25 protein-coding genes are annotated in these 26,477 nt (G+C 60.6%); 11 read left to right on the plus strand and 14 right to left on the minus strand.

Annotated elements, in window-relative coordinates:
• The first annotated feature begins 325 nt into the window (after positions 1-325).
• The 4 genes from groES to D1222_RS12420 all read left to right on the plus strand — a co-directional run bounded on the left by groES (position 326) and on the right by D1222_RS12420 (position 4,486).
• On the plus strand, positions 326-613 hold the full coding sequence (gene groES / locus D1222_RS12405) for a co-chaperone GroES (protein ID WP_119380836.1): 288 nt from the start codon (positions 326-328) through the stop codon (positions 611-613).
• 57 nt (positions 614-670) lie between these two features.
• The gene (groL, locus tag D1222_RS12410; RefSeq protein ID WP_119454563.1) at positions 671-2,326 is read left to right on the plus strand and encodes a chaperonin GroEL; all 1,656 of its coding nucleotides are present in this window, start codon (positions 671-673) and stop codon (positions 2,324-2,326) included.
• A 316-nt stretch (positions 2,327-2,642) separates the two neighbouring features.
• The gene (locus tag D1222_RS12415) at positions 2,643-3,182 is read left to right on the plus strand and encodes a hypothetical protein (RefSeq protein ID WP_147371867.1); all 540 of its coding nucleotides are present in this window, start codon (positions 2,643-2,645) and stop codon (positions 3,180-3,182) included.
• A gap of 35 nt (positions 3,183-3,217) precedes the next feature.
• Positions 3,218-4,486, plus strand: a complete 1,269-nt coding sequence (locus D1222_RS12420; protein WP_119454565.1) for a hypothetical protein — start codon at positions 3,218-3,220, stop codon at positions 4,484-4,486.
• Between the two features lie 79 nt (positions 4,487-4,565).
• Here D1222_RS12420 and D1222_RS12425 read toward each other — a convergent pair whose 3' ends face one another.
• Positions 4,566-5,114, minus strand: a complete 549-nt coding sequence (locus tag D1222_RS12425; RefSeq protein ID WP_182481967.1) for a hypothetical protein — start codon at positions 5,112-5,114, stop codon at positions 4,566-4,568.
• Positions 5,115-5,414: 300 nt separating this feature from the next.
• Here D1222_RS12425 and D1222_RS12430 point away from each other — a divergent pair, with 300 nt between their 5' ends.
• Entirely contained in the window at positions 5,415-6,119 is a 705-nt protein-coding gene (locus D1222_RS12430) for a CoA transferase subunit A (protein ID WP_119454567.1), read from the plus strand.
• 117 nt (positions 6,120-6,236) lie between these two features.
• Entirely contained in the window at positions 6,237-6,866 is a 630-nt protein-coding gene (locus D1222_RS12435; protein WP_119454568.1) for a CoA transferase subunit B, read from the plus strand.
• Between the two features lie 102 nt (positions 6,867-6,968).
• On the opposite strand, the gene D1222_RS12440 is transcribed toward D1222_RS12435, so the two are convergent.
• Positions 6,969-7,946 carry a DNA topoisomerase IB gene (locus D1222_RS12440; protein ID WP_119454569.1) on the minus strand — a complete coding sequence of 326 codons (978 nt, stop codon included), beginning with the start codon at positions 7,944-7,946 and terminating at the stop codon, positions 6,969-6,971.
• 116 nt (positions 7,947-8,062) lie between these two features.
• On the opposite strand from D1222_RS12440, the gene D1222_RS12445 reads away from it, so the two are divergent.
• The 3 genes from D1222_RS12445 to D1222_RS12455 are packed head-to-tail and all read left to right on the plus strand — an operon-like array spanning position 8,063 to position 11,014.
• Positions 8,063-9,571, plus strand: coding sequence for an acetyl-CoA acetyltransferase (locus D1222_RS12445; RefSeq protein ID WP_233348734.1), 1,509 nt, complete (start codon positions 8,063-8,065; stop codon positions 9,569-9,571).
• A gap of 25 nt (positions 9,572-9,596) precedes the next feature.
• Positions 9,597-10,031 carry a hypothetical protein gene (locus D1222_RS12450; RefSeq protein WP_119454571.1) on the plus strand — a complete coding sequence of 145 codons (435 nt, stop codon included), beginning with the start codon at positions 9,597-9,599 and terminating at the stop codon, positions 10,029-10,031.
• Positions 10,028-11,014, plus strand: coding sequence for a zinc transporter ZntB (locus tag D1222_RS12455; protein WP_119454572.1), 987 nt, complete (start codon positions 10,028-10,030; stop codon positions 11,012-11,014). The genes D1222_RS12450 and D1222_RS12455 overlap by 4 nt, the downstream gene beginning before the upstream one ends.
• 1 nt (position 11,015) lies before the next feature.
• Here D1222_RS12455 and D1222_RS12460 read toward each other — a convergent pair whose 3' ends face one another.
• The 12 genes from D1222_RS12460 to D1222_RS12515 all read right to left on the minus strand — a co-directional run bounded on the left by D1222_RS12460 (position 11,016) and on the right by D1222_RS12515 (position 24,041).
• The gene (locus D1222_RS12460) at positions 11,016-11,699 is read right to left on the minus strand and encodes a DUF938 domain-containing protein (protein ID WP_119454573.1); all 684 of its coding nucleotides are present in this window, start codon (positions 11,697-11,699) and stop codon (positions 11,016-11,018) included.
• Entirely contained in the window at positions 11,700-12,707 is a 1,008-nt protein-coding gene (locus tag D1222_RS12465; RefSeq protein ID WP_119454574.1) for an aldo/keto reductase, read from the minus strand.
• Positions 12,708-12,722: 15 nt separating this feature from the next.
• A complete protein-coding gene (locus tag D1222_RS12470; RefSeq protein WP_119454575.1) occupies positions 12,723-14,468 on the minus strand; it encodes a class I adenylate-forming enzyme family protein in 1,746 nt (581 codons plus the stop codon).
• Between the two features lie 118 nt (positions 14,469-14,586).
• The gene (locus D1222_RS12475) at positions 14,587-15,246 is read right to left on the minus strand and encodes a hypothetical protein (RefSeq protein ID WP_147371869.1); all 660 of its coding nucleotides are present in this window, start codon (positions 15,244-15,246) and stop codon (positions 14,587-14,589) included.
• A gap of 99 nt (positions 15,247-15,345) precedes the next feature.
• Positions 15,346-17,262, minus strand: a complete 1,917-nt coding sequence (gene dxs, locus D1222_RS12480; protein WP_182481979.1) for a 1-deoxy-D-xylulose-5-phosphate synthase — start codon at positions 17,260-17,262, stop codon at positions 15,346-15,348.
• Between the two features lie 54 nt (positions 17,263-17,316).
• Positions 17,317-18,201, minus strand: a complete 885-nt coding sequence (locus tag D1222_RS12485; protein WP_119454578.1) for a polyprenyl synthetase family protein — start codon at positions 18,199-18,201, stop codon at positions 17,317-17,319.
• Positions 18,202-18,212: 11 nt separating this feature from the next.
• Entirely contained in the window at positions 18,213-18,461 is a 249-nt protein-coding gene (locus D1222_RS12490) for an exodeoxyribonuclease VII small subunit (protein ID WP_119454579.1), read from the minus strand.
• A gap of 72 nt (positions 18,462-18,533) precedes the next feature.
• Positions 18,534-19,142, minus strand: a complete 609-nt coding sequence (locus D1222_RS12495; RefSeq protein ID WP_119454580.1) for a histidine phosphatase family protein — start codon at positions 19,140-19,142, stop codon at positions 18,534-18,536.
• A gap of 73 nt (positions 19,143-19,215) precedes the next feature.
• Positions 19,216-20,388, minus strand: a complete 1,173-nt coding sequence (locus tag D1222_RS12500) for a GNAT family N-acetyltransferase (RefSeq protein WP_119454581.1) — start codon at positions 20,386-20,388, stop codon at positions 19,216-19,218.
• Between the two features lie 73 nt (positions 20,389-20,461).
• Positions 20,462-21,337 (minus strand): signal peptidase I, encoded by an 876-nt coding sequence (gene lepB, locus D1222_RS12505; protein WP_119454582.1) that lies wholly within the window; start codon positions 21,335-21,337, stop codon positions 20,462-20,464.
• Between the two features lie 187 nt (positions 21,338-21,524).
• The gene (locus D1222_RS12510; protein ID WP_119454657.1) at positions 21,525-22,592 is read right to left on the minus strand and encodes an MBL fold metallo-hydrolase; all 1,068 of its coding nucleotides are present in this window, start codon (positions 22,590-22,592) and stop codon (positions 21,525-21,527) included.
• A 69-nt stretch (positions 22,593-22,661) separates the two neighbouring features.
• Positions 22,662-24,041, minus strand: coding sequence for an L-serine ammonia-lyase (locus tag D1222_RS12515; protein ID WP_119454583.1), 1,380 nt, complete (start codon positions 24,039-24,041; stop codon positions 22,662-22,664).
• Positions 24,042-24,165: 124 nt separating this feature from the next.
• Between D1222_RS12515 and D1222_RS12520 the strand changes: the two genes are divergently transcribed.
• Positions 24,166-25,650, plus strand: coding sequence for an amidase (locus tag D1222_RS12520; RefSeq protein WP_119454584.1), 1,485 nt, complete (start codon positions 24,166-24,168; stop codon positions 25,648-25,650).
• Positions 25,651-25,681: 31 nt separating this feature from the next.
• Positions 25,682-26,470: an enoyl-CoA hydratase/isomerase family protein gene (locus D1222_RS12525; protein ID WP_119454585.1), complete on the plus strand. Its 789-nt coding sequence runs from the start codon at positions 25,682-25,684 to the stop codon at positions 26,468-26,470.
• Positions 26,471-26,477 lie beyond the last annotated feature (7 nt).

Raw genomic sequence — 26,477 nt, forward strand, 5'->3', positions numbered from 1 at the left:
GAAAGGCTGGCATTACCTACAGCGTCCACCCTGGACGCGCCCGGCCCTGTCACTCAGGGCGAGACTGAAAGCGCACCGCCAGCGGAAGACCCCGTGTGGCGATACTGGTGTTTCCACCGACTTGAACACAGTGCGCGCAAGCCCCAACATTAACGTGTCTGGCGCCACTGCAATTGGCGCGGAACCTTCTGCGAAAATTCACAAAACACCCTGTTGACGTTGCCTCAAAGCGCTCCTAACTCAGCGCCGTTAGCAGTCACCACAGGTGAGTGCTAATCCAAGGAACACATTGCCCCGGTGGGGCGAAGCCAAAGGTAACTGAGACATGAAATTCCGTCCTCTGCATGACCGCGTTCTCGTGAAGCGCGTTGAAGAAGAAGCCAAAACCGCTGGCGGGATCATCATTCCTGACACCGCCAAGGAAAAGCCACAGGAAGGCGAAATCGTCGCTGTCGGCTCCGGCGCTCGCGGTGACGACAATGAGATCATCCCGCTGGAAGTCAAAGCTGGCGACCGCGTCCTGTTCGGCAAATGGTCGGGCACCGAAGTGAAAGTCGACGGCCAGGACCTTCTGATCATGAAGGAAAGCGACATTCTCGGCATTGTCGAGTAAGCGCTCCCCTTTTTCCAAACACAAACTTCGAACTGAATTTCAGGAAGGAAGACAGCTATGGCTGCTAAACACGTAAAGTTCGGCGCTGATGCGCGCGAGCGTATGCTCAAGGGCGTCGACACGCTCGCAAACGCTGTAAAAGTCACCCTCGGCCCTAAAGGCCGTAACGTCGTCATCGAGAAGTCCTTCGGCGCACCGCGCACGACCAAGGACGGCGTCACCGTCGCCAAGGAAATCGAGCTTGAGGATAAGTTCGAGAACATGGGCGCACAGATGCTGCGCGAAGTTGCTTCCAAGGCAAACGACGTTGCTGGCGACGGCACCACGACCGCAACGGTTCTCGCTCAGGCCATCGTCCGCGAAGGCATGAAGCGCGTTTCCGCCGGCATGAACCCGATGGACCTGAAGCGCGGCATCGACAAAGCCGTTCTCGAAGTGACCTCTGACCTCGCGCATCATTCGCGCAAGGTGAAAGAGAACTCCGAAATCGCACAGGTCGGTTCGATTTCCGCCAATGGCGACAAGGAAATCGGCGACATGATCGCTCACGCGATGGAAAAAGTCGGCAATGAAGGCGTCATCACGGTCGAGGAAGCAAAATCCCTCGAAACCGAACTCGACGTCGTCGAAGGCATGCAGTTCGACCGCGGCTACCTCTCCCCGTACTTCGTGACGAACCCGGAGAAGATGGCTGTCGAACTCGAAGATCCATACATCCTGCTGCACGAGAAGAAGCTTTCTTCGCTCCAGCCGATGCTGCCGATCCTCGAGCAGGTCGTTCAGTCCCAGCGCCCACTGCTGATCATCGCTGAAGACGTCGATGGCGAAGCCCTCGCAACGCTCGTCGTCAACAAGCTGCGCGGCGGCCTCAAGGTTGCTGCTGTTAAGGCCCCTGGCTTCGGCGACCGCCGCAAGGCCATGCTGCAGGACATCGCTGTCCTCACCGGCGGCCAGGTCATCTCCGAAGACCTCGGCATCAAGCTTGAGAACATCTCGCTCGACATGCTCGGCACCGCCAAGAAAGTCGAGATCGACAAGGACAACACCACGATCGTCGATGGTGCTGGCTCCAAGGACGAGATCGAAGCCCGCGTTGGCCAGATCAAGAAGCAGATCGAAGACACCTCTTCGGACTATGACAAGGAGAAGCTCCAGGAGCGCCTTGCCAAGCTCGCTGGCGGTGTTGCCGTGATCAAGGTCGGCGGCGCAACCGAAGTTGAAGTGAAAGAGCGTAAGGACCGCGTCGATGACGCCCTCAGCGCAACCCGCGCTGCTGTGGAAGAAGGCGTAATACCGGGCGGTGGCTCTGCCCTGCTCCGCGCTGCTCAGCACATCGACGTGAAGGGTGAAAACCCAGACGAGCAAGCCGGTATCGACATCGTTCGCCGCGCCCTCGAAGCGCCGATCCGTCAGATCGTCAACAATGCCGGTCTCGAAGGTTCTGTCGTCGTTGCAAACGTCCTTGCCAACAAGGATCGCGCATACGGCTTCAACGCCCAGACCGAAGAGTATGGCGACATGTACAAGATGGGCATCATCGACCCGGCAAAGGTCGTGCGCTCTGCCCTCCAGAACGCTGCTTCCGTCGCAGCCCTGCTGATCACCACCGAAGCTGGTATCGCCGAAGCGCCTAAGAAAGAAGGCGAAGGCGGTGGCATGCCTGACATGGGTGGCATGGGCGGCATGGGTGGCATGGGTGGTATGGGCTTCTAAACCGGTCTGCGAAGCAGAATTATCGATCCAGTGGATCGATAATAGGTTTGGAAGGCCACGGCAGTGGCTCGAAACTGGCGACAATCAGAAAAGAGCCACCAGCCCACCCACCAGACGCAAAAAGGAAAGCCCGGCGCACCACGCGCCGGGCTTTTTCTTTGCAGGCTTAAATTATTGCGCGCCGCGAAGATTTATTTCGCCAATCTTGAGCGAGGTTATCGCCACCGCCATCAGAATCGCGCCTAGACACCTGCAGTCGCAGCAATTCCTCCAGCAGAAGCTGCGGCGTGTATCATTGCTGGGTGGGGACAAGAAATTGACGGACATCATCATCTACGCGGTCGCCGGCCTTGTCGCGATCGCACTCATACTGGGCATCCGCTGGTTTGCTGCGCGGCATGCTGCTGGCGTGAAAGCCGAAGCGCTGGAAAAGATCGAAGCGGAGACCGGGCAAGCCCCTGACTTCCTTCACGCTTTCGGGGCAACGGCGATCGGGCTCGACCTTCCGACCGGAAGGCTCACCGTGTACGATCGCAAGTCCGGGGTCACGACTTACGGCCCTGGCGATATCGGCACATGGTTTGTCGGTGAGATCTCACAGGAAGTGCTATCGCCACAGATGGCACATGCCCTGTCCAGCGGGGATGCTGAAACGCGGGTGGCGGCGCGTCGCACAACCACGAAGTACGTGGTGATCTGCGATACGAACAATGAACGCCTCTGCCAGACTGGCATCGTGGGAAGCGCCGACGAGAAAGCCGTGCACGATGCGCTGGAGAAAGCATATCCAGGCAAGGAGAATTTCGAGGCGATTGGCGCCAAGAGCATGGCTGAAACGCTGCGGGGACAGCGCTAGGCTCAACATCATCAGACTATTCGGGGACAAAATTTATGAAGACACTCATCATTCCGGCGATTGCCGCATGCCTCGCCGCACCCATCGCCTTGGCACAGTCAGATGCGCCGGAACTCGGCCGGTGCGCTGCACTCTACGATCACTATGATGGTCACGTTCACCTGGAGGAGACGGACTATAGTCCCTTCAAATTGACCTATGACTACGAGGCCCGCGCGACCATCGCCCGCGTCCGAGCCGAGCAACTCGGCCAGCGGACCGACTGGCCGGCAGCGGCGGGCTGGGAGACCGCGAGCCATACCAGTTTTTTCTTCGACAATCTTGAGATCAAGAAATGTGACGAGGCGCTTGGCTTCCAGCCTGATCCGTTTGGCAAGAACATGTTCGGACGCAAGGGGGCGGGCGACGTTGAGCGTCCTGACAACCTCGCCTGTCTGACCATGATGATTGTCGCGGTCAGCCAGCTGTCGACCCCTGAAGACGATGCACAGATTTCGGCAATACAGCAGCACGCCAACTCAATGAGCGCGCCGCTGGCCGAGGCGGGTTGGGGCGAGGATGAATCCCAGGCGATCGTTCAGCCACTGGCCGACATTTTCAATAGGCGGTACGCCGATGAAGGCCCGGTCAATCCGTACGGAAAGCTGTCCGGGGATGGCGAGCTCTCAGAGTTTTCGCGGGCCTGTATCGCCACCTGGCCGAAACAGGAGCAGAATGTCTGGCAGATGGCGGCCAATAGCAGCGCGCCATCGCAATCGGCGGGCGCCGCGGGCACGCCCGCATCGTCTGAGACCTCAAACATCTGCCTCGGCGTAGACACGCTCTATTCAGAGTTCACCTCTGCCGGCGTGCCAGCAAGCCGCTCGATGCCTGCCGACATTGCAACAGCGCTGCGCGTTCAAGGCGAGGCAAACTGTACCGAGATACGCGTCGGGCTGAACGGCGGGGGCTATGAGAGTGTCCTGCGCTGCAAATCCCCTGGCGTCGTGCTGCAGAACAGCGCCGGAAACAAATCCCGCACACGGCAGGACGCGATTTTCAATCTCGAATGGCAACCCCACGATATTACCCAGTGCTCGGCTTTCTCCGACTGGGAGGAAACACGCCTGATCGATGATGATGATACATGGAGCCGCATCGGCCGCGTCTTCACCGCCCCCGATCAACAAGCGTCCGTCGCTTTCATGCAGACCCGCAGAGCGACGGGCGGCAAAAGCTTGTCTGATCAGAAAATCCGGTCCGAAATCTGGATTGGCACGCCCACTGGCATCGCAGAGCTCGACTACGTGCCCTATGAGGATTGATGATTGAAGCGTATATAAGCCCGGCGCACCACGCGCCGGGCTTTTTCTATGCCTCGACGAAAATAATCGTCCGCCCCCGTCAATCCTCGATTACGTTGCTGATCTCCTCGTCGGAGTAGCCAATGTCTTCCATGACCCTGCGCGTGTCAGCATCTGCTTGCGCTTTGAGATCCGCTTCCCACTCATCCATGAAAGCTTCTGCTTCAGCACCCGTCAGTCCTTCTTTCATCGCGACCGTATCGGGCAGATCATCGGCACTGGAGATAGCCACACAGCTTCCAAAGTCATCCATGCTGATGAACGAGCCGGTCCTCCCACCAAAGTCATGGCGTGTCCTGTATCGCATCTCATCATGGCGAAAGAGGACGCTGAATCCACCGGGCCCATCGCTGAAATGATGCCCCGCGACCAAGGTCTTCTCACTGTCCTGCTGCAGGTCATAATGCTTGGAAAGCCGCCGGGTGGAAGTGTGATATCGGCGAAGCTCGCCTGTCTCAGCCCCATCAGGCACAAGGCCTTCATCTCCGGGCCTGTCGACCACATAAATCGACTGTCCCTTGTCGATCAGCCAGACATTCGACGTGTTCTTGATGGAGACCTCTGCCTCCAGCCCGGTATTGATCGTCACTGAACCCTCATACGTACAAAGATAGTTCTCCTCGGCCAGGACGAGGCTTCTCTCATCGATTTCATGAGCGCCCGCATACGGGGCCACCATGATTGCCGAGACACAAAGCCCCGCCCAACAAATCCGACAAGCCATCTCATCTCCCTTTGATATCGTTCTGACACCTTGGATAGAAATTGAGGCCTGCGCAATGCCCTCGGCGAAAAACGTCGACGCCATCCGACTGAGCGAAACTGTTCATCTTTCCTGACGTAAACTGTCCCTTGAAAGCCCCCTGCCCCAAGCGTAAGCATTTGCCCCATGAGCAAGATTTACGACAGCGCCGCAGCCGCCCTTGATGGCGTGCTATTTGACGGCATGACGATCGCTGCGGGCGGCTTTGGCCTCTGCGGGATTCCAGAGCTTTCCATCGCCGCCATCCGCGATGCGGGCACGAAAGACCTCACCATCTACTCCAACAATGCAGGCGTCGACGGCTTCGGTCTCGGCGTCCTGTTGGAGAGCAAGCAGGTGAAGAAAATGGGCTCGTCCTATGTCGGCGAGAACAAGGAATTCATGCGCCAGTATCTCGGCGGAGAGCTGGAGCTGGAATTCAACCCGCAAGGTACGCTTGCCGAACGCATGCGCGCTGGCGGCGCTGGCATTGCTGGTTTCTACACCAAGACCGGCTACGGCACGCAGATCGGCGAAGGCAAGGAAGTGAAGGAATTCCACGGTGAGAAATACATTCTCGAAGAGGGCATCTTCGCTGACCTCGCCATCGTGAAAGCCTGGAAAGCCGACACGACCGGCAACGCCATCTTCCGCAAGACCGCGCGCAACTTCAACGAGCCTGCCGCCATGTGCGGCAAGATCTGCGTCATGGAAGTCGAGGAAATCGTCGAACCGGGTGAGCTTGACCCGAACCACATCCACCTGCCGGGCGTCTTCGTGCACCGGCTGGTACAGGGCGAGTTCGAGAAACGCATCGAGCAACGGACTGTAAGGAAGCGGGAAGAAGCATGAGCATGAACAACTCTCTTAAGTCGCTCACCCCCGCGAAGGCGGGGGCCTCAGGCCGCAAGAGCTCCACCCTGCTGAACCAGATCCCCGCCTGCGCGGGGATGATCGGAGGTTATTGATATGCCCTGGACACGTGATGACATGGCCAAGCGCGCCGCGCAGGAGCTTGAAGACGGGATGTATGTCAACCTCGGCATTGGCATCCCGACGCTGGTCGCCAACTATATTCCGGACGGCGTTTCCGTGACGCTGCAGTCTGAAAACGGCATGCTGGGTATGGGCCCTTTCCCTTATGAGGGCGAGGAAGACGCAGACCTTATCAATGCCGGCAAGCAAACCATCACCGAGCTGCCGCACACCGCCTTCTTCGACAGCTCCATGAGCTTTGCGATGATCCGCGGCGGCAAGATCAACATGGCCATCCTAGGCGCAATGGAAGTTGCCGAAAACGGCGACCTCGCCAACTGGATGATCCCCGGCAAGCTGGTCAAGGGTATGGGCGGGGCGATGGACCTCGTTGCTGGCGTGAAACGCATTGTCGTCATCACGGACCATACGTCGAAATCGGGTGAGCCGAAGCTGATCAAGGAATGCACCCTGCCGCTGACCGGCAAGGGCGTGGTCAATCGCATCATCACCGACCTCGGCGTCTTCGACGTGGTCGATGGCGGTCTCGAAATCGTCGAGCTTGCCCCCGGCGTGGCGCGCGATGAGGTCTATGAAAAGACCGCCGCGAAGATCGTGAACTAGAGAAGTATCCGCTCACCCCGGCGAAGGCCGGGGTCTGGTGAAACAAAGCTTCTGCGTGGCTTGCTGAGATCCCGGCCTTCGCCGGGATGACCGGCGGTTCAGTCAGTCCGCTTCCAGCACGGCGAACAGCCTGCGCTCATCCTTGCGCAAGCGAACCGGCCCGGCTTCTGCATCCGGCGTTTCGCCATTTCGGGCCATCTCCACCAGCTTCGGATGGATATACGAATTGCGGGCGATGGTCGGCGTATTGCCAAGCCGTTCTGCGGCAGCTTCGGAAATGCCCTTGATGCTGTTTGCGCCTTTGCGGAGCGCTTCTACAGCGGCAACTGAGCCCGCCCATGTGCGAAAATCTTTCGCTGTAAATCCCCCGTCCCCTGCGTCCCGGATAAAACGGTTCACACGGGTCGAGCCGACATGCCCATCCGGCGTGCCAAAAAGTGACTGGCCCGGCAGGCACTGGAGTTCACCGACGGCATGGGCAAGGCTTTCATCGCAAATGGAGACTTCCTGCTCCTTACCGCCCTTGCCTTTGAATTTGAGGCGGATGGTGTCTTCGTCCGTCTGGCGGACGTGGCGCTTATAGAGCGTAGACGCTCCAAAGGTGCCGTTCTTGGCGTGTCGCTCAGAGCCAACCCTGATAGCGCCTTTGTCGAGCAGGCGGACGATAGCAGCGGTGGCGAGCTCAACATGGTCCGCCGGGTCTTCCAGCACGGCCTTCACCCGTTTGCGGATACGCGGCAGGGCACTGCCAAAAGCCAGCATGTCAGAGAACTTCACGCCCTCACAATGGGCGCGCCAGTCCTCGTGATAGCGGTACTGTGTGCGCCCGGCCTCATCCTTGCCCGTTGCCTGCAGATGGCCCTTCGGCTGCTTGCAGATCCAGACATCGGCCCAGGCGGGTGGAAGGACGAGTGCTTCAGCCCGAGCGCGCTCCTCGCCCTTCAGCACGTCGCCGCAATCATCGAGATAGGTGAAACCGCGCCCATGCGGGCGGCGCGTCCAGCCGGGCTCCGAGCTACAGACATAGACCAAACCTGCGTCTGCAGGGTCGAGAGATTCGCGGGCGAGTGAAAAAGGCATGAAGTCAAAACCTGCCAGAGGCCTGCCGGTTCCTGCACCATTTGGCGCAGCGTCATGGCTTGCAAGCGCGCGCGCCAGACTGGACAGTGCGCGAAGACATTTCAGGGAGTTTTCAGATGGCTAAAGGGTCAATGCCGGTACTGGTCGGCGTCGGGCAATCGATGAGCGAATGGGACGGCACCAACGGCCCGGATGGCGCGCCATCGCCGCTGAGCCTCGCCGTCACGGCATCGAAAGCCGCCATCGAGGATGCAGGCATCGAAGCCTCCGCAATCGACACGCTGACCTTTGTGCGGATCTTTGAAGACTCTGTGCGCGGCGCCAAACACCCACACGGCCACAATACCAATCTGCCCGGTACGCTGGCACGCGATATCGGCGCAAAGCCAGCCCGCCTCATCTATTCAGATGTTGGCGGACAGAGCCCGCAAGCCCTCGCCAACGAAATGGCGAACCGAATCTATGAAGGCGAGCTTGATGTCGCGCTTGTCGCAGGCTCCGAAGCGAACCGCGCGTCCAAGGGTGCGGTGAAGAACAAGGTCGAGATCAACTGGGCCGATAGCGACGACGCCGACTATGAAGACCGCGGTCTTGGCGGCGAGATGCTGTCACGTGCTGAGATCAAGCACGGCCTGATCGCGCCTGCCTTTTTCTATGCCCTGTTCGAGAATGCGATTGCCGCCCGCGAGGGGCGCACCCGGTCTGGCCAGCGCGAGGCCATGGCAAAGCTATTCCATCCTTTCTCGAAAGTCGCGTCGAAGAACGAATACTCCCAGTTCCCGGTAGAGCGTTCGGAAGAGTTTCTCGCGACGCCATCGCCGAAGAATTACGAGTTCGCTGACCCCTTCCTGAAATGGCATATCGCGCAGGATGCGGTGAACCAGGGCGCCGCCATCCTCATCATGTCCGAGGAAAAGGCAGATGAGCTGGGCGTTGCCAAGGACAAGCGCGTCTATCTGCATGGCGGCGGCGAGGCGAGCGACGACCTTCTCTCGCTCCGTCCAAAGATTGATGGCTCTTGGGCGATGGAAACCGCGATCTCCCGTGCGCTTGAGCAGGCAGGCCGCACCTCTGGCGGTATTGCCTATTTCGACCTCTATTCCTGTTTCCCTTGCGCAGTCTTCTCATCGACCGCGGCCATGGGCATCGACCCGTTCACCGATGAGCGGCCCCTGACGCTGACGGGCGGGCTGCCTTTCTTTGGTGGGCCGGGCAACAACTACTCCATGCATGGCCTTGCCGAGATGGCGCATAAGCTCCGCGATGAAGCCGGCGCCTTCGGCCTCGTCCTCGCTAATGGCGGCTGGATGACCAAGGAAGCGGTCGGTGTCTGGTCCACCACGCGGCCGGATGCCTACAAGCCAGTCGCGCCATCGGCCAAGCCAACCGAACAGGTCGAGCTTGATCCGCAGCCAGATGGCGGCACGGTCGAAAGCTACACCGTCGTACATGGCCGAGATGGCCCTCAGCACGGCGTCATCTTCGGGCGGACCGACGACGGCAAGCGTTTCCTCGCTGTCGCAGATCCAGCCGCGCTGGACCGGCTGCGTGAAGAAGAGAGCCCAGTCGGCGCGCGCGTCACGACCCGCACGGAAGGTGAAGTCACACATTTCAGCTTTGCGTGACCTCTCTGTGCGGTATGTCTGAAGGATGACATCCAGACGCATATCCACCCGCCTCGCCGGTGTCGCAATTGCGGCAGCTACGCTGACCGCCTGCGTCACGCAGCCAGACCCCTGCACGCCTGAATGGATCGAGTGGAAGACCGATCAGGTCCTCGAACGCTTTGCGTACTCGAACCTCGACACCATAAGGGCGCTGCGGCGGGTTTCCGGCGACATCGAGAATCCAGGGCCGCTTCTGGCGATCCAGCTCGCGACGCTCGCTGACGATTTTACCGACCTCGCCAGCGACTTTGACAGGATTGTCCTGCCTGAACTCAATGATGCTGTGGCTCTCTGCTCACGCCCGCAGGAATTCATGCCGGCCTTCGCCGCTTTCCTGCGTGATGAGGGCGTCGGCGAAGACGTCATCGTCTGGGTTGAGGCGCTCGGTTATGTCGCCATGGAACAGCGCCGCAGATGAGCGAACCGTCCGCCACGCCGCTTATTCATGGCTTCGAGTTCGACAGCGATGGCGGCGTCAAACGCCTGAGCTGGGAGGATGTAAAGTCTGCCCCCGCCGAACGCCCCGGCGTCTATCGCTGGCTGCACCTCAACCGGCTGTCGCCAGAGGTGCGCGACTGGCTCACCGGGACGAGCGGCATCGACGATGTGATCGACGCCTCACTCCTCCAGGAGGACACCCGCCCCCGCTGCATCCGGCATGGCTCCGGCCTGCTCGTCAATCTGCGCGGCGTGAACCTCAATGAGGGCGCCGAACCCGAAGACATGATCGCCATCCGCATCTGGATGACCGAGAATGTCGTCGTGTCGCTGAGGGCCTTCCACATCCGCGCCGCGCAGGATTTGCGCGACCAGATCATGGCGGGCGATGTTCCAGCTTCGACTGGCGAGATCATCACTTTTATCGCCGCCCGACTGACCGACCGGATTGAACCCGTGGTCTCGGAACTCGACGGTCAGGCCGATGACTTCGAGGAGCAATTGCTGCAGCCCGGCGCCAGCCTGCCGAAAACGGCGCTTGCAAACTTCCGCCGGAAAGTACTGGCACTGCGCCGCTACATCATCCCGCAGCGCGAGGCGCTGTCGCACTTGGCCCGAGAGGGTGAAGACATCCTCTCACAGGGCGACGTGTTGCACCTGCGCGAAATCGGTGACCGCGTCACACGCATTGGCGAAGAACTGGACTCCATCCGGGAGCGGTCTCTCGTCCTGCAGGAACAGGTCGTCGAGGAACGCGCCGAACGGATGAACCAGCGCCTCTTTGTGCTGGCGATTATCTCCGCCGTCTTCCTGCCGCTTGGCTTCGTGACGGGTCTGTTCGGCGTGAACCTTGGCGGCATGCCTGGCGCGGCGAGCCCCCTCGGCTTTACGATCCTCTGCGTGATCATGGGCGCAGTTACCGCTGGCTTGCTTTTGCTGTTCAGGCGCATGCGCTGGCTCTGACCTACTCCTTGCGGAAAATGACGCTCAGATTGTTAGCGGGCATGTCAACGATGGTCTCAAGCGTCAGGCCAGCCCGGACGGCCAGTGGCAGGACTTCCTGCACAAGGTCACGCACACCCCAGCTCTGATCACGGCGCTTCAGGTCTTCGCTGAAGGCAGCGTTGGAGGGCGCGATCTCACCGTCCTGCGCAAATGGCCCATACAGCATCAGCTTGCCACCGGACTTCAGGAGGCGCCCTGCCCCTTTGACGAGGCCTTCGGCCGCTTCAAACGGCGCGATATGGACCATATTGGCGCAGAAGATACCGTCAAAGCTCTCAGGGCGTTCAGCTTCTCCCCAATGCTCTTCCGAAGCATCGATGCGGACTGGACCAGAAAGCCTGTGACCCGCCTTAGCGTGCCCCACCCAGGCGGCCTGGCTGGTCATGCTGATCTCGTCGAGGTCTGAATAAGTCCAGTCAAGTTCTGGAAAACGCTCAACAAATCGGGCGCCATGCTCGCCGGTGCCGGACGCGATTTCGAGGATCTGGCCGTCGACGGGCATATGCGCCGCCAGCACATCACCGATCGCCCCCACGTTTCGCGCAACCGATGGAGAGTAACGCCGTCCGTCCTCGCCGGTATTGCGGGCCTCTAGGGCAACGGATTTGCCGCTGGAGCCGATATCGTCCTGGTCGCCTGACATTCAGGCGTCGTCCCGCTCGAAGTTGAACCGCTCAGTATCGACCGTTGCCTGCATTGGCGGTGCATAGCGCGGGCCGACCGCAGACTGCGGCGTGAAATGCGCATCAAGCTGTTCGACAATATGCGCCGAGAGCGTGATGCGGCCTGCTTCGATATTGTCTTTCAGGTGATCTGTACGCGTCGTACCCGGGATCGGGAGGACGTGATCGCCCTTTGCCAGCAGCCAGGCGAGCGCGAGTTGCGCCACCGTGCAGCCGACCTCTGCGGCAAGGCTGCGTGCCTGCTCAAGCAAAGCGAGATTGCCGGGATAGTTCTCCGCTGAGAAGCGCGGGAAGAGCCGGCGCATATCGCCATCCTGCATGCTCGCCGGATCATACGGCGGATCAGCAAGGAAGCCGCGGCCCACAGGCGAGAAGGCCACGAAGGCGATGCCAAGCTCCTTGCAGAGCTCCAGCACGGCGATCTCAGGATTGCGAACCCAGAGCGAATACTCGGTCTGAAGCGCGGCAATCGGGTGCACGGCATGGGCCCGGCGCACCAGTCCTGCCCCCATTTCGCTGAGGCCGACGAAGCGGATCTTGCCTGCATCTACGAGTTCAGACAGCGCACCGACCGAGTCTTCGATCGGCACGTTCGGGTCCGGGCGGTGCATGTAATAGAGGTCGATGACGTCCGTGTTGAGCCGCTTCAGGCTCGCGTCGCAAGCCGCCTTGATCGACTCCGGTCGCGCATCGAGCACGCGTTTGCCATCCTTCACCGCCAGCACGCATTTGCTGGCGAGGAAGCACTCATTGCGCCGGTGACCGATGGAGGATGCAATCAGCTCCTCATTCGTGCCCGCGCCGTAGATCGTTGCCGTGTCGAGGAAGTTGCAGCCCTGATCGAGTGCGCTGTTGAGCAAGGCCGAGGCCTCTTCTGGCGGCGTGGGTGGCCCATAGGCATGGCTGAGGTTCATACAGCCAAGCCCGATGGGCCAGACCATCGTGTCTCCAATCTTGCGGTCCGTCATGGCGTCCCTTTCTGCCTAGCTGCGCGGCGCGAATTGCTCTCGCAGGGCCGGCTTCAGGATCTTGCCATTGGCGTTGCGCGGAAGCGGCTCGTCCTGGAACTTGATCTCCACCGGGACCTTGAATGCAGCGAGCTGGCTGGCGACATGTGCGCGAAGCTCATCCTGCGTCACGGACTTGCCGGGCTTCAGCTGGACGACGGCGCCAACTTCCTCACCCAGCACCTTGTGCGGAATGCCGACAACAGATGCGTCCATGACTGCCGGGTGGTCATAGAGGGCGTTCTCGACCTCGATACAGTAGATATTCTCACCGCCGCGGATCAGCATGTCCTTGGCGCGGTCGACGAGGAAGAGGAAACCATCTTCATCGAGGCGGGCCAGGTCACCGGTGACGACCCAGCCATCCTTGAAGGTCTCGGCGGTCGCATCCGGGCGGTTCCAGTAACCCTTGCAGTTTGCCGGGCTCTTGCACCAAAGCTCACCAACCTCGCCGGGCGGCAGGGTATCGCCGTCCGGGCTAACGACTTTCAGCTCTACCGCTTTTGGCGGAGCGCCTGCGCTGGTCGGTCGGTGGACATAGTCTTCACCGATATTCAGCGTCGCTGTGGCGCACGTCTCTGTCATGCCCCAGCCATTGCCGGGCATGGCTTCCGGGAAGCGCTTCTTGATCGTCGCAACAAGCTCTGGCGCAGATGGCGCACCGCCATAGGAGACGGCGAGGATCGAGGAGAGATCATACTTGTCGCGGTCTGGGTGCTCGAGCACCTGCCAGGCGATGGCCGGCACGCCGCCAATGGTGGAGATCTTCTCCGCCTCAATGATCGGCAACGCCTTGCCTGCATCCCACTTGTACATGCTGACGATCTTATCACCGCGCAGCAGCGTGGGGATGAGAACGGCGAATGAACCGGTCGCGTGGAAGAATGGTATGGAAAGGAGCGTCGCGCGCTGCTCGTTCGGATCCGGCTCTGGTGGCTGTTCACCGCGGCGCAGGAACATGCGCGCCTGACAGGTCATGGAATTGAGGAAGTTCGAGATGACGGCGCGGTGCGTCGCCAGCGCGCCCTTCGGCTTACCTGTCGTGCCGGACGTGTACATGATGGTCGCATCATCATCCGGGCCGAGATCGATTTCAGGCAGGCCTTTATTCTCAAGATCGGCCCAGCTGTTCGGCTCACCCATAAAGCTCTCGAAATTGTGGACGCGCGGATTGTTGCGCTCTTCTTCGGTTTCGCGCGCGATGATGACGGCTTCGAGATCAGAGAGGCCAGACATGTGCTCACGCATGCGCTCAAAGATCTGCGGGTCGACGACCGCAACCTTCACGCCGGCATTCTGCAGCCCGTATTCAAGCTCCTCGCCGGTCCACCACGAGTTCATTGGCGTTGCGATTGCGCCGATGCTGAGCGCCGCGAAGAAGGCAACCGGCCACTGAGGATAGTTGCGCATGATGATGGCGACGCGGTCGCCCTTCTGCACGTTGAATTCCGACTTCAGGACATGGGCGAAATGGCTGACGGCCCGCCAATGTGCGTTGAAGGTCACGCGCTCATTCTCATAGACGAGGAAGGTGCGCTCGCCATGCGCTTGTGACGCCTCCACGAGGAAGCGGAGCGTCGGCGGCGCCTCAGGGTAATAGCGCATGGTCACGCCATTGATCTCGCCTTCTGCGACGGCGAGCGGCGTTCCTGGCTGGGCAAGCATTTCATTCGCCTGCGCAATGGTCATTGCAGGCCAGGCGGGTGCGGCATCAGCGGCCATGACGTAACTCCCTAATAGTTTTGATAGGTCGCGCGCACTCAATCACGCGCGCGCCAGTCATGGAAGTGCAACCTGTCGCATGCAGGCGAAAATCCGTCAGAAAATTAGGGGTGTTCGGCTATGATGACGCAGCAGGTGCCGGTGCAGCCGCAGGCGCAGCACACCAGTCCAGATCGGAGAGGTGGCTGGTGTTCTCGCCAAGCTGCCATTTGCCAGTACCGGCCCCGTCATTGCGGCAGAGATAGCCAGCCGCTTCAAGCAGGCCCGCATCGAACGGGTCGGGCGCAAGGCCAGACGTGCGATAGCGCTCTGCAGCCTCCGCGACTTCGGAAACGGCGACCTTGTCGTCGAACCATTGCGGCAGCGTCTGCAGGCCTGCGAGGCGAGCGCGTGACAGCTGAAGCTTCGCTTCTGCGATACGGATCATGGACGAGGTGTCCGGAATGCGCTGCATCGGGACGGCGCCTTCTTCCGGCACGATGGTTGCCTGAAGTGCTGTAGCCTGCTGCAGGTCCTGAATGCCGTTTGGCAGTTCGATCGCGTTTTCGGTGCGGATGCGGCCGCGCTCATACAGGACGCGCGCACGCTGGGCCGAGGAAAGCGTCTGGGTTTCCAGCATCGTGTTGAGATCTTCGATGCCCGCATATGGGTGCCAGGCAGAGGTCGCCCGCGACACGGCCGTCTGGAACGCCGTCGGCTGCATGTTTACTTCAGCTGGAACAGTTTCACAGCCGACCAGCATGAAAGCGCCGATTGCGGCGAGCACTAGAGATCTCATTGTCTTCCCCATGGAAACGCGTTTGTAGCGACCATATCCGCAGCCGCCGTCATGGCAAACGGGCTAACCGAAAAGTTAGGCAGAAAATCGGCTAAACAATCAGGCGCGTGCGAAGCGGTCGATTTCGCGCATGTCACCGCGCCCGAGGGCGTCGATCGCACGGGTCGCGATGCTGTGTGCATCGAGGCCTGCCTGCGCGTACATGATCTCTGGCTTGTCCTGATCCTGAAAGATGTCCGGCAGGTGCAGCGTGCGAACCTTGAGGCCGTTATCGAAAGCATTCGTCTCCGCCAGATGATGCAGCACGAACGCGCCGAAACCGCCGCGCGAACCTTCTTCCACGGTGAGGAGCACCTCGTGTTCGCGTGCAAGCCGGCTCACCAGCTCCTCATCCAGAGGCTTGGCGAAGCGCGCATCAGCCACAGTGCACGACAGGCCCTGCGCAGCGAGCATTTCAGCGGCTTTCAGGCATTCCTGCAGGCGTGCACCGAAGGACAGCAAGGCAATCGTGGAGCCTTCGCGCACGATGCGGCCCTTGCCAATTTCAAGCGCTTTAGGCTGGGCAGGAAGCTCAATACCGATGCCATTGCCGCGTGGATAGCGGAAGGCGCTCGGCCGGTCGTCAATCTCGACAGCCGTGCGGACCATGTTCACCAGTTCAGCTTCATCGGCCGCGGCCATGCAGACCATGCCCGGCAGCGCGCCGAGGAAACCGATATCGAAGCTGCCCGCATGGGTCGGGCCGTCGGCACCGACAAGACCGGCACGGTCAATCGCGAAACGGACTGGAAGACGCTGGATCGCCACATCGTGGACGACCTGGTCATAGCCGCGCTGGAGGAAGGTCGAATAGATCGCCGCAAATGGCTTCATGCCGTCAGCGGCGAGACCGGCGGCAAAAGTCACAGCGTGCTGTTCGGCGATACCGACATCGAACATGCGCTCCGGGAATTCTTGTTCGAACAGGTCCATGCCTGTCCCGCCCGGCATGGCAGCCGTGATGCCGACAATCTTGTCGTCGCGGCGTGCTTCCTCGATCAGGGCCTTTGCGAAGACCTTGGTGTAGGCAGGCGGGCCACCGGCTGATTTCTGCTGCTCGCCGGTGATGACATTGAACTTTGCGACGCCATGATACTTATCGGCGGAGTTCTCGGCCGGTTCATACCCCTTGCCCTTCTGCGTCACGACGTGAAGCAGGACCGGGCCGGTTTCCATCGCCTTACAGTTCTCAAGCACCGGCAGGAGCACGTCGAGGTCGTGGCCGTCGATCGGGCCGACATAGTAGAAGCCAAGCTCCTCGAACATGGTGCCGCCCATGGCGAAGCCGCGAAGATATTCCTCAGCCTTGCGGGCCTGGCTTTCCAGACCGATCGGCTTGGCGATGAATTTGGCGAACTTGCGAAGGCCCCGATAGGAGCGCGAGGAAACGAGCTTCGACAGGTAATGGCTCATCGCGCCGACCGGCGGGGCGATGGACATGTCGTTGTCGTTCAGGATGACGAGCATGTCGCTCAGGTCAGAGCCTGCATTGTTCATCGCTTCATAGGCCATGCCGGCCGACATGGCGCCGTCACCGATGACGCAGACGACCTTGTTGTCCTTTTCCTGCAGGTCGCGCGATTTCGCGAAACCGAGGCCTGCCGAAATGGACGTCGAGGCGTGAGCGGCGCCGAACGGGTCGTATTCGCTCTCATCGCGCTTGGTGAAGCCGGAAAGGCCGCCGCCCTGGCGAAGCGTGCGGATACGGTCCTTGCGGCCCGTCAGGATCTTGTGCGGATAGCATTGGTGGCCAACGTCGAAGATGAGCTTGTCGGATGGCGTGTCAAAAATGGCATGGATGGCGAGCGTCAGCTCAACCACGCCGAGACCTGCACCGAGGTGACCGCCGGTGCCGGACACTGCGTCGATCACTTCTGAACGCAGCTCATCAGCGATCTGCTTCAGATCCTCGCGCGAGCGGGACTTCAGATCAGCCGGGGAATTGATCGTATCAAGAAGGCGGGTTTTCGCAGGCAAGCTCATGCAGCCGGGTCCTTTCAACGGACAGTCTTTTTTGCGTTCAGACAGTCCTTAGCGTGTCCTGTCCAGAACATAATCAACCGATTGCAGCAGGATATTGGCGCGGCCACGGAAAAAATCGAGGTGCTGGCGAGCCTGTGCTGCAAGAAGATTTATGCGTTCGCGCGCGCCTTCAATCCCCAGAATGGTCACAAAGTTGGCCTTGCCGGCGGCTTCGTCGCTGCGCAGCGTTTTTCCGACGACATCCTGATCACCCGTGGCGTCGAGAAGGTCGTCTGCAATCTGGTAGGCGAGACCAAGGTCCTGCGCGAATCCGGCAAGCGCGTGCTTGGCGTTGGCGCTCGCGCCGCCGACGATGGCACCTGCTTCAACCGAATAAGAAATGAGCGCGCCGGTTTTGAGACGCTGCATGCGGGTGATGGTGTTGAGATCGCGGGGGCTCGCTTCCTGCAGCATGTCGATCATCTGGCCCCCGACCATGCCGGTCGCCCCGGACGCGTCGGCGAGGCGCTCAATCAGGCGCAGGCGCACCGCCGGGTCGTTATGGGTCTCGTCGCTGGCGAGGATCTTGAAGGCGAGCGTCAGGAGCGCGTCACCAGCGAGCACGGCGGTCGCTTCGTCGAAAGCCTTGTGCACGGTCGGCTGGCCCCGGCGCAGATCGTCATCATCCATGCAGGGCAGATCGTCATGGACCAGCGAATAGGTGTGGACACATTCGAGCGCCGCAGCTGTCCTAAGGAGCGCCTTATGGTCGGCATCGAACAGCGCGCCCGTCTCAATGACGTAGAAGGGGCGCATCCGCTTACCATTGGCGAGGGCCGCGTGCCGCATTGCCCGCATCAGGTCAGCCTCTGGCCCCTGCGCAGGCGGAATGAGCTGATCCAGCGCAACCGTTACCTTGTCGGCGATCTCGGTCAGGCGGGTCTCGAACTCCATAAAGCGGTTCCTTACTCGAAGCTTGCGCTTTCGGTTGTGGGTTTGCCATCCGGCCCCTGGACAATCTGCTCGATCTTGAGCTCTGCCGCTTTCAGCCGGGCTTCGCAGTGCGATTTCAGTTTCGCCCCACGTTCATAGATTTCGATGGACTTCTCAAGCTCAACCTCGCCGCCTTCCAGCTGGCGCACGATGGTCTCAAGCTCCCGCAGGGCCTGCTCGAAGCTCATCTTCTCGATGTCTGTCACTGTCTGATCGCTCATGAGAGCCAGTCCTCATACTCGTTGAGCAGCCGCACCCTAAGCAGGCGCAGGCTGCATCACAATGGTCAGGGATCAAGATTTCCCGCGATATTCGTAGATGCGGTAGCTCCAGTAATTGTCGCCACCATCGCGCACGCAGACCCAGCCGATACGCGCCATGGCTGGTCTCAACATGCGATTAAACCAGCCATGCGCGGCGAGGTACACCTTCCCGTCAGCTGCAGCCTCATGCAGATGCTGGGCAGCCTTGTTGGCCCGCTCACGGGCCTGACGGTTGCTTTCGCCATCGAGGCTGTGGCCGTAGAGCCAGGCCGTGCGGGCGATCACATTCCACGTCTTCGGAAGGTATTTGTGGTTGCGCAGCCGCGGCGGCGGCAGAGGTGCCTCCACAAAGACCGGGAATGTCTCCGGCTCACGCCCTGAGGCCAGCATCGCCGTTTCAATTGCACGGGGTGCCGTCGAGCTGAGGACAATGTCAGCATCGGCGACAGCGGCTTTTAGATTCTCAGGTGCCTGCTGGCCTTCGGCAAGGCTGCCGACCTCATAGCGGTCCCACCAGTCGCGGTATTCACGCCAGTCCAGTCGCGGCCCAGCCGTCCGGTCCAGAGCTGGACGGCCATGACGGGAAACGATGATCGGCCCGCGCGCTGTTTTTGCTTTTTCGCGCTTGGCTGCACTCATTACACTTCATCCCAAATTGAAAGCGGAGGCGAGCCTTTCACGACTCGCACAACCGGCTCAACTGATGAAGCGCTTAACTGGACGCACTAGTGTCGGCAAGATCAATAGCTGCCGCAGTGCGCCGCAATGAGTTGCCAATGCCCATGAGACGGCCAGCGGGTTTGATCTCACTGATGCAGACCTGATCGAGGCGGCGGCGGGCTGATTTCATCACACCCGACACGCGATCATTCAGCTTCTGCTCGCCCGTGCGCCAGGCGTAGCCAAGGATACGGTCCGGCCGGATAGCGAGCGCGCGGCTGCGCACAACGCCGGAGCCAACGGGCAGCTGGAAATTCGAGTAGTGACGCTTGTAGTGGTCGAGGCCCGGCCCGGCATCGTAGATCTTCGGGCCGTCGCGGTTCGCCATTTCTTCCAGCATGTTCTGGACGACGAAATTACCTGGGGAATACTGTGCATAGTCAGCTTCATAGGCCGTGATCCAGCCATGAACGACATTGCGAGACTGGAGCACAAGCTCGCTTGCCGCATGCTGTCCATCGAGGTGCAGGCTCACGAGCCGCAGCCGGAAGGTTTCGTCCTTCTGATGGCGGAGTGCATCGAGCAGCTGCTGCGCCCAACGGGTGCCGAGCACATCGTGCCGACCTGTGCGCCTGAACTGCTCACGCTTCAGGAAGATAAGGCGGCTGAACGTGTCATCGCTTTCATCATCAAAGCGGAATTCGACCTCGGAGAAATCGCGCTCCATGTTGCGGGCAAGCCGGCGCATCTTCTTGAAATGCTTGGGCCAGCGCTCACCCTGATTTTGCATGAAGCTGTCCCAGCCTGCACTGACATCGCTCATGTTCGCGCCAGCAATCGTCAACCGGCCTTCGCTCTCAGTGTCCTGTGGCAGCCAGCCAAAGCTGGACATGCCGAGAACGCCCATGCCGCGCAGGAAAGCATGCGCGGTGAGGTCTGTGTTCACTGAAAGAACCGGCCCATGCCAGTCAGAGAATGGCCCACCAATCGGGCGTGCCCAGGCGCCGGGCCTTCTGTGGATCGGCCACGCACCGACGAGCTCTCCGCCCTCAAACGCAAGTCCGAGGCGCGCATCCGGGCGCACTTGCGAAACCAGCCGTGCATATTCCGGGTCGAAGAAAGGATCATCATAGCGAGGGCGCGCATCGCGCAGCGCGTGAAATTGCGACCAGACATCGTTGGTCACTTCATCGAAACGCAGGAGGCGAAAACGGTTCTTTTCCATGCCGCACCTTTAAGCAGATACGGATTAGGAATTTGCAAAGATCGCGCCACAATTCGCGCATAAGGAGTAAGGTCTAGAGCCCTCTCCAGAGACGCTTTTTCATGCACGGATCGGCATCAGCGCGTGCGCAGGAGTAGGTCGAGAGGAGCACCGTGTCGGCGCGGCCAATGAGGTTTTCAGCCGGTACATAACCCACAGAAGCGCGCTCTGCGGAGACGCCGGGCGCGAGTTCACACCCTGCCTCGTCGATCACACCATCATCGCCAACCGGGCAGTGACCGGTGACCGAGCGGCCATCTTCGGAATTGTCGCGATTGTCGCCGATGAAGAGGTAGTGCCCCTCTGGCACATCGAAGACAGGCGTATTGTCGAGGCTGCGGATCTGGCTTGGGCCCTGCTGCCACTGGTGGCTGAGCCAGGACTTCTCGCCAATCGTCTCGCGGTATTCGCGGGCCGTTTCCGTGCCGCGGAAATCATGAGGGCGATAGGTGACGCTGCGCACGAATTCGCGGTCGATCGGCTCACCATTCAGGTAGAGCTGTTCATTGACCATCTGGACCCGGTCGCCCGGCAGGCCAATGATCCGCTTGATCATGACCCGGTCGGTGTGTGGGTGCATGAAGACAGCGACATCGCCGCGATCCGGCTTGCCGCCAAGCACCCTGCCCTCACCCTGCGGGATCAGGCGCCATGCCCCCCATGGCAGGCTGTAGCGGCTATAGCCATAGGCAAACTTGTTGACCGCTACGCGGTCGCCGACCTGCAGGTTCGGCACCATGCTTTCGGACGGGATGACGCGCTGCTCATAGATCAGGAAAGAGAACATGTAGAATGCCGGGATGAAGATGAGCAGCGTCACCGCCCATTCCCGCAATTCGTGCAGCACTTTCTGCTTGAGCGTCCGGGTATCCTCGGGCTCTGATTCAGTCATGTCGGATGAAGTGCTCATGACAGGCTGATACAGATCCTTTGAGAGGGCCGCAGGACACGACCGGCTTTGAAAACAGATACTTGCCGGGCACCGCAAAGGTTCCGAGCCGTCATGGCTTTGAGCACAGCGGGCGCTGCGGTCAAGTGGATGATTGGTCGCTTCTGCGATTCTTCAGGAGATGTGACCCGTCTGCTGCGCCGCCCGTTCAGGGTGCGCGGTACCAGTCCACGCCGTCGCCATCGCGCTCAACAACCGCCTTACCTTCGGCGATGAGATAGTTGAGGTGGGCAATCGCCTCCCCCGTCGCGAGCGAGAGCGATTCCTCGCCGATCTTGCGTCCGAAGATCGCAGGAAAGGTGTCGACGACCCGGCGTGGCCCCTCTGCAAGGCGTTGGGCCAATCGCTTCAGGCCGACATCGTGTCCTCTGATCAGGTGGTCGAGACGCTTGTGCGCGCCGCGGAACGGTGTGTTGTGCGCTGGCAGCACCAACACGTCGTCGCCCACTGCGGATTTCAGCTTCCGGCAGCTCTGTAGCCAGTCCTTCAGCGGATTTGCCTTCGGCTCCGTCGGGTGAACGGACACGTTAGATGAGATGCGCGGCAGAAGCTGGTCGCCGGAAATCATCACATTCTCACTCTTGCAGAAAAGGCAGACATGTTCGGGCGAGTGACCATTTCCCATGACGATCTGCCAGTCTCGACCACCGAGGCGAATGGTTTCGCCATCAGAGAGGCGGCGATAGGCATCCGGCATCTGGCTCACGCCTTTGCCGAAGCGGCCGAACCGGCTGCGATACGTATCGACCTGCGCTTCATTCCAGCCCGCAGCGACATAGAAGTCGGTGCCCGCCGCAGGCGCTTCGCGGCCCGTGTCTGCGACCAGCATACGGCAGGAGATGTATTCCAGCTGGCTCATCCAGAGTTCGGCGCCGGGGAATTTGCGCGTCAGCCAACCTGCATTGCCGACATGGTCTGGGTGCATGTGGGTGACGATCACGCGCCAGACGGGCCGGCCGCCCAGACAGTTGTCAAAGATGGTGCGCCAGGCGTCCTTGGTTTCAGGCATTGGCATGCCGGTATCGACGATGGTCCAGCCACGCTCGCCATCATCGATCAGCCAGAGATTTATCCATTCCAGCGCAAACGGCAGGCGCATTCGCACCCAGTAGAGGCCAGGAATGATCTCTGTCGCTTCGCCTTGCTCGGGGACCCGTTCATCGAACGGGTAGGTCAGGCCGGGCTTTGCCGGCGTTTTCGTCTGTAAGCCATCCATGAGTTCGATGGTGACACGTGAGTCACCGGTTACCAATCCATGACGGCGCGGAAGACCCTATCATTTCTGCTAGCAGGCGATGACATTCACAGCGAGGCCACCGGTGCTGGTTTCCTTGTACTTGTTGGACATGTCGTTGCCTGTCTGGCGCATTGTCTCAATGACCTGATCGAGGCTGACTTTGTGGTGGCCCGTACCCTGAAGCGCGAGGCGCGCGGCATTAGCGGCCTTCACCGCGCCAAAAGCGTTGCGCTCAATGCACGGGATCTGGACCAGTCCGCCAACGGGGTCGCAGGTGAGGCCTAGGTTATGCTCCATACCTATTTCGGCCGCCACGCATACGGTTTCAGCGTCTGCGCCCCAGACGGCGGCGAGCCCGCCGGCCGCCATCGAGCAGGCCACGCCAACTTCTCCCTGACAGCCCATTTCTGCGCCAGAGATCGATGCGCGCTGTTTATAGAGCAGGCCGATGCCCCCTGCGGTCAGCAGGAACCGACGCGCCTTTGAGAGGTCGAGCTTATCGTCATCACAGCAATAATGGCGCATGACGGACGGCAGGATGCCCGCTGCCCCGTTGGTTGGCGAGGTCACGACGCGCCCGCCCGCCGCGTTCTCTTCATTCACCGCCATGGCATAGACATTGAGCCAGTCGAACAGCTGCTCACGCTCATTGGAGCCCGGATTGTCGACGAGGCGGCGATGAAGGTCTGGCGCGCGCCGCTTCACATCCAGCCCGCCCGGCAGCGTGCCTTCAGATTTCAGGCCATTGCGGATGCACTCCATCATGGTCTGGGCGATTTTATCGAGCCTTTTCTGTGTCTTGTCGCGCGATCTTCGTGCATCCTCATTGTGGAGAACAAGCTCATCGACACGCCAGCCATGGCTCTTGCAAAGCTCAATCATCTCTGCCGCTGAGCGGAAAGGGTGCGGCGCGCCGCGTGCGCTGGCGACCAGGTCGCCGCTGGCTGGCTTTTCAAGCTGTTTGCGTGAGGCGATGAACCCGCCGCCGGTGGAGTAATACTCCCGCGAATAGGGTTCAGTCCCTTCGGCGCCAAACAAGGTAAGCACCATGCCATTGGGGTGCAGGTCGGGGACGACGTCTGTGCAGAATTTGAGGTCCTTCAGCGGATTGAAGTCGATCTTCGGGCCGCCATCCAGCTGAATGGATTTGGTCTGGACGATTTCGCGGAAACGCGATTCGGCCTCTGCCGGGTCAGCGGTTTCAGGCTGCATACCTTCAAGGCCGAGCATGACCGCCTTGTCAGTGCCGTGCCCGACACCCGTGAGCGCGAGCGAGCCCTGAAGCGCGACCTCAACCCGCACTGCGCCGTCCAGCCGCCCTGCCCTGTCAGCCTCCTGCAGGAAGCGCCGCGCAATGCGCATCGGCCCTACTGTGTGAGAGCTCGACGGGCCTAGCCCGATACGAAAAAGGTCAAGAACTGACAGCATGCAGATTATGTCCGATACGCGAAAAACTGGAACGCCTACCGGGCTATAACCTGCTTGCCTTTGCGGCAAGACCAACGCAGGCTAGCACACACTTGGCCCGACAGAGGCCGCCGGGAGGACACCTATGACAACTATGACACGCCGCCGCCTGCTCGCAGGTGGCACAACGCTCGCCGCCTTTCTGCCATTCGCGAACGCCTGTGCCCCAGCAACCGTCATGGCCGCAGGCGCAGGATCAGCCGAGCTAGATGGTGTTGCCATGGCGCAAATGATTGCGCGCGGGGAGACCACGTCGATCCAGCTAACTGAGGCTGCGATCGCCAGAGCTGAAGCGGTAAACCCGCAGATTAACGCACTGGCGACAAAGACTTTTGACCTGGCGCGCACACGCGCTGCAGCCAGCCCGGCAGGCGAATTCGGCGGCGTTCCGACGGCTATCAAGGATCTCGACAACTGGAAGGGCGCGCCGACCATGTATGGCAGCCGCGCCTTCCGTGGAAACCTTGCTGAGGAAGATTCGGTTCTGCCTGGCCGCTGGCGCGATGCAGGTGTGGTTGTCATCGGCAAGTCGACGACGCCAGAGATGGGGCTCACCTCATCGACAGAGCCGCTGGTTACCGGCGCGACGCGTAACCCCTGGGATCTTTCACGGTCCCCTGGTGGATCTTCAGGCGGTGCGGCCGCCCTCACGTCAGCGCGCGTGGTCCCGTTTGCCCATGCAAGCGATGGCGGCGGGTCGATCCGTATTCCTGCTGCCTGCTGTGGTCTGTTTGGACTGAAGCCATCACGCGGCGCGCTGGTGTCAGCATCGACCGGCTCTCCGGTTGAACTCAGTGTGGATCACGCAGTTACACGCACCGTGCGCGACAGCGCCGCCCTGTTTGCCATGGCTGAAGCGGGTGAGAGCCTGCCAAAGATTGGAGAGATCACGGGGCCTTCCTCCCGCCGTCTGAAGATCGCCCTGGTGACGGAGACCGGCACCGACGCGCAACTGGACCCGGAAGTCCGCGCGGCGACCGAACAGGCCGCAACCCTCTGCCGTGAGCTTGGCCATGAGGTGATTGACTGGGACCTGCCAATCGATGCACGCAAATTCCAGGACCAGTTCATCTTGTTCTGGGCCGCCGGGGCCGCACAGTTCATGCAGGACGCCGCCGCAGCGCTTGGCACGGCGCCCTCACCAGAAATAATCGAGCCGTGGACGCTTGGCCTCGCCGCCCTGTTCAGTGAACGCCAGGGCGAATTCGCCGATACCGTCGCTGACCTACAGGCCTTCTCATCGATCTATGCGAGCTGGTTTGAGAATTTCGACGTGCTGCTCACGCCAACAGTGACCAAGCTGCCGCCGAAAATTGGAGAGCAGGCGCCCGATGGTGACTTCGACACGGTAATGAAATCAGTCACCGACTATGTTGCCTACACGCCTTATATGAACGTCTCGGGCGCTGCCTCCATGAATGTGCCGCTCTTCTGGTCTGAAGGCGGGCTGCCGATCGGCTCCATGTTCTCAGGTCGTCAGGGCGATGACGGCCTGCTGCTTGCCCTCGCCTATGAGCTGGAACAGGCCAGACCGTGGATTTCCCGGCGTCCGGCGTTGATCGCGACTTGACGGGCTACCTGTAAGCTGAAAGCGGTGGCCAATGTCCACACCGGAAAACCGCCCCGTATTTCTCACTGGCTCAGGTAGCTGCGCGGAAATCGTCATCAATGCGCCCGCAAGGCGCAATGCGCTCAGCATGTCCATGTGGGCAGCCCTGCCCGTTCTCGTCAGGACGGTCGACGCCGATAGCGCGGCGAAGGCGCTGATTATCCATGGCGGCGATGTCGGCCATTTCGCGGCCGGCGTGGACATCTCTGAGTTCGAGACAATCTATTCTGACGAAGCCAACACGCGCGAAACGACGGCAATCATCTCCGATGCGATGAGCGCGATCGAGAATTGCAGCAAACCGGTCATTGCCGCCGTCGAGGGAAGCTGTTTCGGCGCGGGCGTCGCCCTGGCCGTTGCCTGCGATATCCGAATGGCTTCGCCTGAAGCATCTTTCGGATTGCCGCCTGCAAAACTGGGGATCGTCTACCCTCCGGCCGACCTTCGGCGGCTGGTCAGACTGGTTGGCCCTTCAAATGCCAAGCATATGCTGTTTTCTGCGCGCCGGTTTTCGGCTGACGAAGCACATGCGTTGGGGCTTGTGAACGAAGTGGCACGAGACGGCAGTGTCATCGAGGCCGCCCGGAAGACAGTTCAGGAGATTGCCGCAAATTCTTCCTGGTCAGTGAAAGCACTGAAAGAGATGGTGCGCGACGTCCAGAATGATGCGAGCGACGAAGCGCTTCTGAAGTATATGGTCGACGGTGCGGCTGGCGAAGACTTCCGCGAAGGCTACCGCGCCTTCCTCGAAAAGCGTAAGGCCGCATTCCCTTCCGGATAGGTTCGCC

The organism is Henriciella algicola (assembly GCF_003576245.1).
Lineage (GTDB): Bacteria > Pseudomonadota > Alphaproteobacteria > Caulobacterales > Hyphomonadaceae > Henriciella > Henriciella algicola.

What these genes read in the sequence shown, in the direction of transcription:
- D1222_RS12510 (WP_119454657.1), bottom strand. Translation starts at nt 22,592, where the DNA reads ATGGATGGCTTACAGACGAAAACGCCGGCAAAGCCCGGCCTGACCTAC.
- D1222_RS12445 (WP_233348734.1), top strand. Translation starts at nt 8,063, where the DNA reads ATGGCTAAAGGGTCAATGCCGGTACTGGTCGGCGTCGGGCAATCGATG.
- D1222_RS12430 (WP_119454567.1), top strand. Translation starts at nt 5,415, where the DNA reads ATGAGCAAGATTTACGACAGCGCCGCAGCCGCCCTTGATGGCGTGCTA.
- D1222_RS12420 (WP_119454565.1), top strand. Translation starts at nt 3,218, where the DNA reads ATGAAGACACTCATCATTCCGGCGATTGCCGCATGCCTCGCCGCACCC.
- D1222_RS12470 (WP_119454575.1), bottom strand. Translation starts at nt 14,468, where the DNA reads ATGGCCGCTGATGCCGCACCCGCCTGGCCTGCAATGACCATTGCGCAG.
- D1222_RS12455 (WP_119454572.1), top strand. Translation starts at nt 10,028, where the DNA reads ATGAGCGAACCGTCCGCCACGCCGCTTATTCATGGCTTCGAGTTCGAC.
- D1222_RS12435 (WP_119454568.1), top strand. Translation starts at nt 6,237, where the DNA reads ATGCCCTGGACACGTGATGACATGGCCAAGCGCGCCGCGCAGGAGCTT.
- D1222_RS12515 (WP_119454583.1), bottom strand. Translation starts at nt 24,041, where the DNA reads ATGCTGTCAGTTCTTGACCTTTTTCGTATCGGGCTAGGCCCGTCGAGC.
- D1222_RS12520 (WP_119454584.1), top strand. Translation starts at nt 24,166, where the DNA reads ATGACAACTATGACACGCCGCCGCCTGCTCGCAGGTGGCACAACGCTC.
- D1222_RS12450 (WP_119454571.1), top strand. Translation starts at nt 9,597, where the DNA reads ATGACATCCAGACGCATATCCACCCGCCTCGCCGGTGTCGCAATTGCG.
- lepB (WP_119454582.1), bottom strand. Translation starts at nt 21,337, where the DNA reads ATGAGCACTTCATCCGACATGACTGAATCAGAGCCCGAGGATACCCGG.
- D1222_RS12525 (WP_119454585.1), top strand. Translation starts at nt 25,682, where the DNA reads ATGTCCACACCGGAAAACCGCCCCGTATTTCTCACTGGCTCAGGTAGC.
- D1222_RS12440 (WP_119454569.1), bottom strand. Translation starts at nt 7,946, where the DNA reads ATGCCTTTTTCACTCGCCCGCGAATCTCTCGACCCTGCAGACGCAGGT.
- D1222_RS12500 (WP_119454581.1), bottom strand. Translation starts at nt 20,388, where the DNA reads ATGGAAAAGAACCGTTTTCGCCTCCTGCGTTTCGATGAAGTGACCAAC.
- D1222_RS12485 (WP_119454578.1), bottom strand. Translation starts at nt 18,201, where the DNA reads ATGGAGTTCGAGACCCGCCTGACCGAGATCGCCGACAAGGTAACGGTT.
- D1222_RS12465 (WP_119454574.1), bottom strand. Translation starts at nt 12,707, where the DNA reads ATGACGGACCGCAAGATTGGAGACACGATGGTCTGGCCCATCGGGCTT.
- D1222_RS12460 (WP_119454573.1), bottom strand. Translation starts at nt 11,699, where the DNA reads ATGTCAGGCGACCAGGACGATATCGGCTCCAGCGGCAAATCCGTTGCC.
- groL (WP_119454563.1), top strand. Translation starts at nt 671, where the DNA reads ATGGCTGCTAAACACGTAAAGTTCGGCGCTGATGCGCGCGAGCGTATG.
- D1222_RS12475 (WP_147371869.1), bottom strand. Translation starts at nt 15,246, where the DNA reads ATGAGATCTCTAGTGCTCGCCGCAATCGGCGCTTTCATGCTGGTCGGC.
- D1222_RS12495 (WP_119454580.1), bottom strand. Translation starts at nt 19,142, where the DNA reads ATGAGTGCAGCCAAGCGCGAAAAAGCAAAAACAGCGCGCGGGCCGATC.
- groES (WP_119380836.1), top strand. Translation starts at nt 326, where the DNA reads ATGAAATTCCGTCCTCTGCATGACCGCGTTCTCGTGAAGCGCGTTGAA.
- D1222_RS12490 (WP_119454579.1), bottom strand. Translation starts at nt 18,461, where the DNA reads ATGAGCGATCAGACAGTGACAGACATCGAGAAGATGAGCTTCGAGCAG.